The organism is Clostridium sp. UBA5119 (assembly GCF_002414285.1).
GTDB classification, from domain to species: Bacteria; Bacillota; Clostridia; order Clostridiales; family Clostridiaceae; genus Clostridium_J; species Clostridium_J sulfidigenes.
Map to the genome: position 1 here is coordinate 33,484 of NZ_DHYX01000036.1, position 10,295 is coordinate 43,778.

Below are 10,295 nucleotides of genomic sequence, written 5' to 3' on the forward strand. Positions count from 1 at the left end.
GATAATTCTTACTTAATAGTTATGGATGAAGATCTTACTTCACTGCAGTTTCTACGTTTAGAGCCTAAATCTCCAATACATGATTTAATTCCTCTTACACCTCAATACAGAATTGTTATATTTGGTGCTGGAGAAGTATCTATAAAACCAGTAAAATAAAATATACATTTACTATTTCATGTCATATGAAAATACCTACTTACAGCAGTGCTCCCATATGACCTTATTTTTGATCTTAGAATATTTTTAACTGCTCTTAAACACTTGGCTCATAGTTCATAAAAATTAACTCACCCCTAACTGGTATCTTATCACCTGTAGCTCTATTTTAGATACAAATTTTCATGTAACTAATAAAATGAAAAATGATACTATTAATATTTTAGAAAATATAATTATAAAAAAATAATTTGCCACCAATACAAAATTTTTGGTGGCAAATTGATTACAAATCATATTTCTATTCATATTAAAGTAGCTTAAACCCTTTATTTATCTCACTAGTTTAACAACCGCCTCGGTATGATGTCCTTGAGGGAACATGTCTACTGGCTGTAGCTCCACTGCTTTATAATTTAATTCTTCAAGAATCTTTAAATCCCTTGCTAATGTTGCAGGGTCACAGGATACATAAACAATCCTTTTAGGTTTTACTTTTGCTATGGCATGTAGAAGTGATTCTTCACAGCCCTTTCTTGGAGGGTCTAGCATAATTACATCTGGGTGTATTCCATCTTCAATTAGTTTTGGAATTTCTTCTTCTGATTTTCCTACTATAAATTCCACATTTTTTATATTATTAATTATTTTGTTTTCATTAGCATTTTCTATAGCTTCTGGTATTATTTCAATTCCATAGACCATTTTAGCTTTTTTAGATAAGAACAGTGATATAGTCCCTGTACCACAATATGCGTCAAATACAACCTCGTTTCCTTTAAGACTTGCATATTCTAATGCTTTTTTATATAGCATTTCTGTTTGTACAGGATTTACTTGAAAGAAAGATAATGGTGATATATTAAATCTAAATTCACCTATATAATCTGATATTGTATCTGTTCCCCATAGAGTAATAGATTTGTTACCTAAAATCACATTTGTTTTATCCTTATTTACATTTTGTATTATAGATTTAAGATTTAAGATTTCTTCTCTAAGAGATTTTATAAGTTGTTTTATATTAGGTAACTTTTCTCCATTAGTAACTATTACAACCATTACCTCCTTAGTCTGAAAACTCTCTCTAATCATTATATGTCTAACTACACCACTATGATTTTTTTCATCATAAGGAGTTACTTTATTCTCTTTCATCCATTCCTTAAGAATCTTAACAACTTTATCACCTATTTTACTTTGTATATAACAGTGATCCATATTGATTATTTCATGGGATCTTGGTGCATAAAATCCTACTACTATATTTCCATCATTATTTCCAACTGGTAACTGAACCTTATTTCTATAGTTATATGGGAAATCCATACCCATAGTATTATGTACCTTTAATCCTTCTATCTTTCCTACTCTTTCCATAACATCCTTTACTCTTTGAGTTTTAAATTTAAGTTGTTCTTCATAGGATATATGTTGAAGATTACAGCCTCCACATCTCTTATAAATTGGGCATATCGGTTCTGTCCTATATTTAGATGAGAGAATTACATCTAATAGTTTACCTATTCCATAGGTTTTACTTATTTTTATAAGCTTTATCTTTACTGTTTCACCCTTTATAGCTCCTTTAACAAACACAGTAAAGTTATTTATCTTACCTACCCCTTCTCCTTCATGTCCATATCCTTCTATCTTAATTATATAATCCTTATTCTTTGCAATTTCTATATCTGCATGATTATTGTTTAATTCTAAAATAAGATTTTCTATCTCTGCTTCTCTTTCTTCACTTTCCCTATCCTCTTTTAGAAATCTTTCTTTTTCTAATGAAGCTTTCACTCTTTCTCTCTCTTCTTTTTCAGCTTCTTCTATAACTTTAACCTTACTTATCTCTTTACGTATTTTCATAAAACCACCCTTTATTAGCTTCTAATTAATTTTAATTTTATCAGAAAACTAGTCAATTAACCATAATAAGTAGTCATAATATAAAATTAAAGTAAGGGCAACTTTAGATTATTAATAAAATTAGCTAAAGTTACCCTTACTATAGTGAATTAAATCTTAAAAGTTTCACAGTCTGTTCTATTACTACTTATTGCACCTACACCATTAATGTGTACAAAGTTTGCAACACAATCCTTATTGATATTATACCTACAGTTGATTGCATCACATACTATTCTTGGTCCTGTACCTCCAGAGAAATTATTAAAGCTTTGTTTAACTTCTCCTCCAATATTCATATTATACACATTGGAAAGAGAATTTTTTATTCCCATTTCTGTGAAGCTTCCACACTGAGTATACTCACTAGAGTGAGCATTCGCTCCTTGTACATGAATACTGTTAGCGGTGCACATTCCTGAATTATTGTGTGTACAATTAGTTGCATTACATGCTAAATTTCCACTCATTCATAGCACTCCTATTCTTAATTATTTTCTTAAGTTATTAGATAATACTATTATGTGGAAAAATATTTTTTTTATGCACGGGGTAGGCCTAAAATTATAGCTACTTCTTAATGCTAATATATCTAAATTAAATTTCTCGAAAAAATTAAAGACACCCTTAGCGGGTGTCAATAATGAATCAGTTGCCAAAAATGTTATATTTTAAGTCTTATCCATTGGATTATTAATTATACATTAAATTTCAGATAATTTCAATATTTTTTATAAATTTTACATAAATACCATAATTATCTTAATTTTTAAATAATTCCTTGGATGAAACTACTTAATATTAGCTTTTCCGCTATATACCATTCCTACTTTTGAGTCCATAGTTATAAAACATCCAGATTTTATAATTGAAGATGCATTCTGTGCGTTATATATAATAGGAATGTTTCTTGATGCACATTCTAGTAATACACTAGAACTCATCTCATCACTTTCTACTATTATTCCACCAACTTCATTAAGCACATCTGAAAAATCTCTACTTAATTTATCTACTATAATAATTTGCTTTTCATCTAGAGAATTAAAAAACTTCTTAGAATTATTTACATGCATTACTGTTCCAAATGCTGTACCAGAATTACTTCCTTTACCTTGTAAAAGTACATCTCCTATAATATGAACCTTCATCATATTTGTACTACCTATGTAGTTCATTGGTATTCCTGCAACAATTACTACAAGATCACCCTTCTCTACATAATTAGCTGCTAATGCAATTTCTGAAGTCTTATCTATTAATTCATCTGTATCCTTTAATTTTGGAGTTATTACAGGGAACACACCCCAATTTAGTGCTAAACTTCTTGCAACCCTTTCATAAGGAGTACAAGCTATTACTTCACATTCCGGTCTATATTTAGAGATTTGTCTTGCTGTTTGACCGCTTTGAGTCGCTGTAATTATTGCTGATGCATTTAACTCCATTGCTGTTGTACATGTAGCTACACTTATAGCATTAGGCACATTAGCAACATGTAACTTTCTTCTTTTCTTGAAGCTTTCCTCGTAGTTTATATATTCCTCTGCCTTCATAGCTATTTGAGACATAGTTTTTACAACTTCTACTGGATATTTACCACTAGCAGTTTCTCCACTTAGCATTATAGCATCAGTTCCATCAAAGATTGCATTAGCTACATCTGAAGCTTCTGCTCTTGTAGGTCTTGGATTTCTAATCATAGAATCTAACATTTGAGTTGCAGTAATTACAGGCTTACCAGCTTCATTACATTTTTGTATAATCATCTTCTGAACTACTGGTACCTCTTCAGTAGGAATTTCCACTCCTAAATCCCCTCTTGCTACCATAATTCCATCAGAATACCTTATAATTTCATCAATATTATCTACGCCTTCTCTATTTTCAATCTTTGAAAATACTTGAATATAATCTCCACCATTCTTATCAAGAAGATGTCTTATATCTAAAACATCAGTACCTTTTCTTATAAAAGATGCAGCTACTATATCTACTTCATTTTCTATACCAAACATTAAATCCGCAATATCTTTTTCTGTTAATGCTGGAAGATTTAATTTAACTCCTGGTACATTCATACCCTTATGATTACCTATAACTCCTGTATTTTCCACATGAGTTTTAATACTTTTTTCTTCTATATCTAATACCTTTAGTGCCACTAATCCATCGTTAATTAAAAGTACATCCCCTAACTTAACGTCTTTATAAAGATTTTTATAGGTTATGGAACATTTAGTTTCATCTCCTATAATATCCTCACCACAATGAACTATAAAAGTTGTTCCTTCTTTAAGTTCTACAGTTCCATTTTCAAAGTTTCCAGTTCTAATCTCTGGTCCCTTTGTATCAAGTAATATAGCAATATGCTTTTCTAATTCAGCTCTTGCTTCCTTAACCATATCTATTCTTCTCTTATGCTCTTCATGACTTCCATGAGAGAAATTTAATCTGGCAGCATTCATACCATTTTCAATTAACTTTTTTATAATTTCCTTTTCATCAGTAGTAGGTCCCATTGTACAAACAATTTTAGTTTTCTTCATAGTTATCCTCCTTTATATTTGATAGATTTAAATTCTTTTGCCTAGATAACTTTACCATTATATAAAATTATATTAAAATATTTGTAATTCTACAATATCTATAACCCATTAATTCGACAAATCTACACTTAATTTGTATAACTCTTCATTAAAACATGATTTTAAATCTAAAGCTTCTTTTATATCTATATCTATAATTTTATTTGCCTTTATACCAATAAGTCTTGCTGTCTTTCCTTCTAACAACACTTTTACCGCTTTACTACCCATTCTTGAAGCTAAAATTCTATCAAAAGCACTTGGACTTCCGCCTCTTTGTATATATCCAAGCACCGTTGCCCTAGTCTCTATACCCGTTATTTCCTCTATGCTTTTAGCTAATTTCTGTGCTCCACCTACACCTTCAGCTAAGATTATAATATTATGAAGCTTACCATTACGTTTTCCTTTGAAAATATTTTCACATATATCTTCAATAGTGAATTTTTTTTCTGGAACTATTACCTGTTCCGCCCCACCAGCAATACCTGAAAATAAAGCTAAATCTCCACAGTTTCTTCCCATAACTTCAATTACACTCACTCTTTCATGGGAGCTAGATGTATCTCTAATTTTATTTATGGCATCAATAGCTGTATTTAAAGCTGTATCAAAGCCAACGGTATAATCTGTATAAGGTAAATCATTATCTATAGTTCCTGGTATTCCAACTGTTGGTATACCTAAATCACTTAATTCCTTAGCTCCTCTAAAGGATCCATCTCCACCAATGACTATAATTCCATCTATTTTAAGGACTTTAATAACATTAAGTGCCTTCTGTCTCCCTTCAGGTGTTCTAAATTCTTCACTTCTAGCAGTCCTTAGGATAGTACCGCCTCTTTGAATTATATCAGAAACAGAGTGTCTATCCATCTCAAATATTTCCCCATTAATAAGCCCATTAAATCCCCTATGTACTCCAAATACCTGGACTTCATTTTCAATTCCAATCCTAACTACAGCTCTTATTGCTGCATTCATTGCTGGTGAATCTCCACCGCTAGTCAATACTGCAATTCTTTTCACTATATTACCCCCTAGCTTTATTGTGGTTATTATTTATTTAAATCTCTACTTACTTAACTTAAGTTTAATGTTTAGAGTTACTCCTTGCAACCTATTATTGGATACATTTGAGTAAATATCTATAAATTTGTTATTGTAAATGTTGTCAACTTTTAATAAAGTCTCTTATAATTTATTCTTCCCATTTTATCCTTTATAATTAATAAATTTTAATAAAATTTATATATAAAATTAAGAAGAGCTACTTCTTCAATTAAACTTATCTTTACCAACAATTCAATTTACAATCTAATATCAATAAAACTTCTTTATATCTTCATGCAAATTAAGGTTAAATATAAGTAAAATTTGAACTAACTCTTCTCATATTATCTTTTAATTATCTTTTTACTAATGGAAAAGCAATTACGTCTCTTATAGATGATGAGTTTGTTAAAAACATCATCATTCTATCTATTCCTATTCCAAGACCTCCTGCTGGTGGCATAGCTACATCTATAGCTACTGCAAACTCTTCATCCATTGGGCTAGCAGTTTCAAGTCCTGCTCTCAATTTCGCTGCTTGCTCATGAAGTAAAATTCTTTGTCTTAATGGATTATTAAGTTCTGAATATGCATTTCCAAGTTCTACTCCAAAGGCATAAGGTTCAAATCTTTCTATTAACTCTGGATTTTCTCTATGAACTTTACATAGCGGAGACGAATCTAATGGAAAATCTATTACAAAGGTTGGCTCTATTAATTTATCCTCGGAATAAGACTCAAATAATGTAAGTATTAAGACTCCTTTATTTGCTTCTTCAATATTAAATCCGTCCCTTTGCTCCTCTTCTAATAATCCTTTTTTTATAATTAGAGATACTATTTCTTCCTTAGCTAACCTTTCCACATCTATTCCTGTATCTTTAAGAACTAAATTACACATAGTTTCTCTCTTCCAAGGAGCTTTAAAGTCAATTTCAACACCGTCATATACAGCTTTAGTTGTTCCTTTAATTTTAGTNNAAATCTTCCATAATTCTCATCATATCATTATAGTCAGCATAAGCCATGTAACATTCAAACAATGTAAATTCTGGATAGTGAGTTCTATCTATTCCTTCATTTCTAAAGGAACGTCCCATGCTAAAAACTCTATCAATACCTCCAACCATCAATCTTTTTAAGTATAACTCTGGAGATACATTCATAAACACTTCACAGTCTAATGCATTTACATTAGTTATAAATGGTTTAGCTTCTCCTCCACCATATTTTGTATCTAAAATAGGTGTTTCCATTTCCATAAACCCTTTAGAATTCATAAACTCTCTTATGGCATACATAGCATTAGCTCTATTTACAAATCTATCTCTTACATCTTCATTCATTATCATATCTAAAGATCTATGTCTTTGTCTTAAATCCATATCTTGAATTCCGTGATATTTTTCTGGAAGAGGTCTTATAGATTTTGAAAGCACAGTAACATTTAGAGCTTTAATAGTTATTTCTCCCGTTTTTGTTTTAAATGTGAATCCTTCTACACCAATTATATCTCCTACATCAAGAAGTTTAATAACTCCATAGGCATCTTCACCAAGATCATTTTTACTTATATACACTTGAATATTTCCATTCTGATCCCTTAAATTTAAAAATGTTACTTTACCCATTCTTCTTAAAAGCATTATTCTTCCTGATAAAATAAATTTCTCTTCACTATCTATTTTATCAAAGTTTTTTGTTATATAGGTTGAAGTAGTGTTTGATTCAAAAGTATATGGATAAGGATTAATTCCTCTGCTTAAAAGTTCATTTAATTTTTTTATTCTCTCTACATTAAATTCATTGGCATCTTGCATTATTTCTTGTAAGTTATTTAATTCTACATAATCATTGTACATATATAATAGTACCACCTTTCAATTTTGCTTTTTAATTTCTTATAACTTTTATGAAGCTAAATAACACCTCATTGTAGTTTTTTCTAGTAGACTCAGTTACGTTACTTTCGTCCATTATTATATTTTTGCAAAATAAAAACTCTCACCTCCAAGACAATAGTCTTGGGGACGAGAGTTTGGTAAGTTCAACTTCGCGGTACCACCCCAGTTTATTAATATGTCACCATATTAACCTTTTCAAGTACGGCTTTACAATAAAATATATTAAGCTTATACCCTAGCTCTATAACGGGAGCACCCGTTACACCATCTCTCTTCCTAAAGGAAACTTCTTTCTTTTTTAAGAAGCAACCTCACTTTAAGATAAACTCTAGTGAAGTAAAAATCCTGTGTACAACTCCGAGGCTTTTTTCACCAAACTGTTTTTTGCTTTCTCTCACCATCTAAAGCTCTCTGTAAAAAAATTGAGTTTGATTACTCTTCTCTTCATAGTTTTATTGAGTATATTTTAATATACTCAATATACAATGTCAAGAATCTTAAAAAAATTTATATTATATAAAAGCACCAAGCTAATTCCTTGGTGCCTAAAATAATTTATATTATTATAATATTAGCCTTATTCTTCTAAAACTTTAACATTATCATCCCCAAAAATTTCTCTCAGTTTAGATGTAGTTTCATAATCATTATTAAGCCAACTATTTTTATTTATAAGATATTTTTTCTTCGTATTAGCAGCAAATAAGTAGGTTGGTGCTGAACCAAATTCCCCCATAAAATTGTCTCTTATAAGCTTCATTGTACTATTTAGCTTGCTATCATCTTCAACCCTTATATATATCTTATCTGTACTCACTTTAACTAATGGCGATATTTTTTCACATAATATTTTAGGTTGTTCTTCCTCTTCCAGGGCTATACGTCCTTCCACAGTGACTATTTCATCTTCCTCAACAAATTCTCTGCAAGCTGAAAATGTCTTTGGAAATATGACTAGTTCTATGGTTCCAAATAAATCCTCTAAGGTCGCAAAGGCCATGGCCTGATTATTTCTTGTAATTTTTTTAGAAATGGATGTTAAAAGTCCCCCTAAAATTACTTTTTGTTTATCCTTTACCTTTGAAACTCTCTCGCTAATAAGTACTTCTACCCCTGTACTTCCATCTTCCAAGGTATCTGCTAAAACTAAGTCTGATATCTTGTGAGTGGTTACATGTTTTAAAGTCTTCTCATAATCATCTAGTGGATGACCTGATAAATATATTCCTGTCATTTCTTTTTCCATAGCTAATAAATACTTTTTATTAAATTCCTGAATTTCTGGATAAACTATTTTAAAGGCACTATCTTCATCCTCAACTCCTTGAAATAGACTGATTTGTCCTGGGACATTTCTCTTTCTTTCATTGTTTATTCCATCTAAAATTTTCTCAAATACAGCTATTAATTTAGATCTGTATACTCCTAAACTATCAAAGGCTCCAACTTTTATAAGACTCTCTACAGCTCTCTTATTTACCGCTCCAGAATCAATCTTGTTACAAAAATCGCTAAAGCTCTTAAATTCACCTTTTTCCTTACGTCTTTCCACTATTGATTCTATAACATTTACTCCAACATTTTTTATAGCTGAAAGACCAAATCTTATAGTGTTACCTTGTACTGTAAACTTACTAAAACTTTCATTTATATCTGGTGGAAGTACTTTTATTCCTATTTCTTCAGTAAACCTAATGTAATATGCTACCTTTTCATTGTTTCCCATTATACTATTAAGCATAGCAGCTATAAATTCTGCTGGATAATAATACATTAAATATGCTGTTTGATATCCAACTACTGCATAAGCTGCAGCGTGACTCTTATTAAAAGCATAGGATGCAAAATCCATCATCTGATCAAATATCTTGTTAGCTGCTTCTTCTGTAATTCCATTTCGAATACATCCAGGTACTACAATTTTTCCTTCTTCATCTACTATTCCATGAACAAAGTTTTTTCTCTCTTCTTCCATGACCTTATGTTTCTTCTTCGACATGGCACGTCTCACAAGGTCACTTCTTCCTAGGGAATATCCTCCAANNATCTAACTATTTGCATTACTTGTTCCTGATACACCATTACCCCATATGTCACATCAAGTATTCCTTCTAATTGTGGTGTTACATATTGAACTTTGTCTGGATTTCTTTTTCCTTCAATGTATTTTGGAATTTCTGCCATTGGACCTGGTCTATAAAGACTTATTCCTGCTATAATATCTTCAAAGCAGTCTGGTTTTAGATCTCTCATGAAGGAAGTCATTCCTGCAGATTCTAGCTGGAATACGCCTACTGTCTTCCCTTCTCCAATCATCTGATAAACCTTTGAATCTCCAAAGTCTATATGATCTATATCTATTTTTACACCTTGATTTTCCCATATATTCTTAATAGCTTCATCCATTACTGTAAGGGTTCTTAATCCTAAGAAATCCATCTTTAAAAGTCCTAATTCCTCTAATGTACCCATGGTAAACTGAGTTACTATCATACCTTCATTCTTTTGTAATGGAACATATTCTACTAGAGGATGGGATGCTATAACTACTCCCGCAGCATGGGTAGAGGAGTGTCTTGGTAACCCTTCTAAATCTCTAGCTACATCTATAAGTTCGCGTACTCTCTCATCTACATCATAAAGTTCTTGTAGCTCACTATTCATCTCCAGTGATTTGTCTATA

Annotated in this window: 6 protein-coding genes, 1 pseudogene and 1 other annotated feature; all 7 genes and pseudogenes read right to left on the reverse strand. The window is 30.9% G+C overall.

What is annotated here, in order from left to right; all coding sequences use genetic code 11:
* Nucleotides 1-492 precede the first annotated feature (492 nt).
* Nucleotides 493-2,028 (reverse strand): 23S rRNA (uracil(1939)-C(5))-methyltransferase RlmD, encoded by a 1,536-nt coding sequence (gene rlmD, locus B2671_RS04800; RefSeq protein ID WP_346869396.1) that lies wholly within the window; start codon nt 2,026-2,028, stop codon nt 493-495.
* 149 nt (nt 2,029-2,177) lie between these two features.
* Nucleotides 2,178-2,537 (reverse strand): DUF1540 domain-containing protein, encoded by a 360-nt coding sequence (locus tag B2671_RS04805; protein WP_035132134.1) that lies wholly within the window; start codon nt 2,535-2,537, stop codon nt 2,178-2,180.
* Nucleotides 2,538-2,858: 321 nt separating this feature from the next.
* Entirely contained in the window at nt 2,859-4,616 is a 1,758-nt protein-coding gene (pyk, locus tag B2671_RS04810) for a pyruvate kinase (RefSeq protein WP_346869397.1), read from the reverse strand.
* A gap of 108 nt (nt 4,617-4,724) precedes the next feature.
* Nucleotides 4,725-5,684, reverse strand: coding sequence for a 6-phosphofructokinase (pfkA, locus tag B2671_RS04815; RefSeq protein ID WP_346869398.1), 960 nt, complete (start codon nt 5,682-5,684; stop codon nt 4,725-4,727).
* Nucleotides 5,685-6,063: 379 nt separating this feature from the next.
* Nucleotides 6,064-6,693, reverse strand: a complete 630-nt coding sequence (locus B2671_RS04820) for an amino acid--tRNA ligase-related protein (protein WP_346869401.1) — start codon at nt 6,691-6,693, stop codon at nt 6,064-6,066.
* On the reverse strand, nt 6,683-7,570 hold the full coding sequence (locus B2671_RS04825; protein WP_346869399.1) for an amino acid--tRNA ligase-related protein: 888 nt from the start codon (nt 7,568-7,570) through the stop codon (nt 6,683-6,685). The genes B2671_RS04820 and B2671_RS04825 overlap by 11 nt, the downstream gene beginning before the upstream one ends.
* 161 nt (nt 7,571-7,731) lie before the next feature.
* Nucleotides 7,732-8,069 (reverse strand) — a binding site (T-box leader).
* A 120-nt stretch (nt 8,070-8,189) separates the two neighbouring features.
* Nucleotides 8,190-10,295, reverse strand: a pseudogene (gene dnaE, locus B2671_RS04830) (DNA polymerase III subunit alpha); the annotation flags it as partial.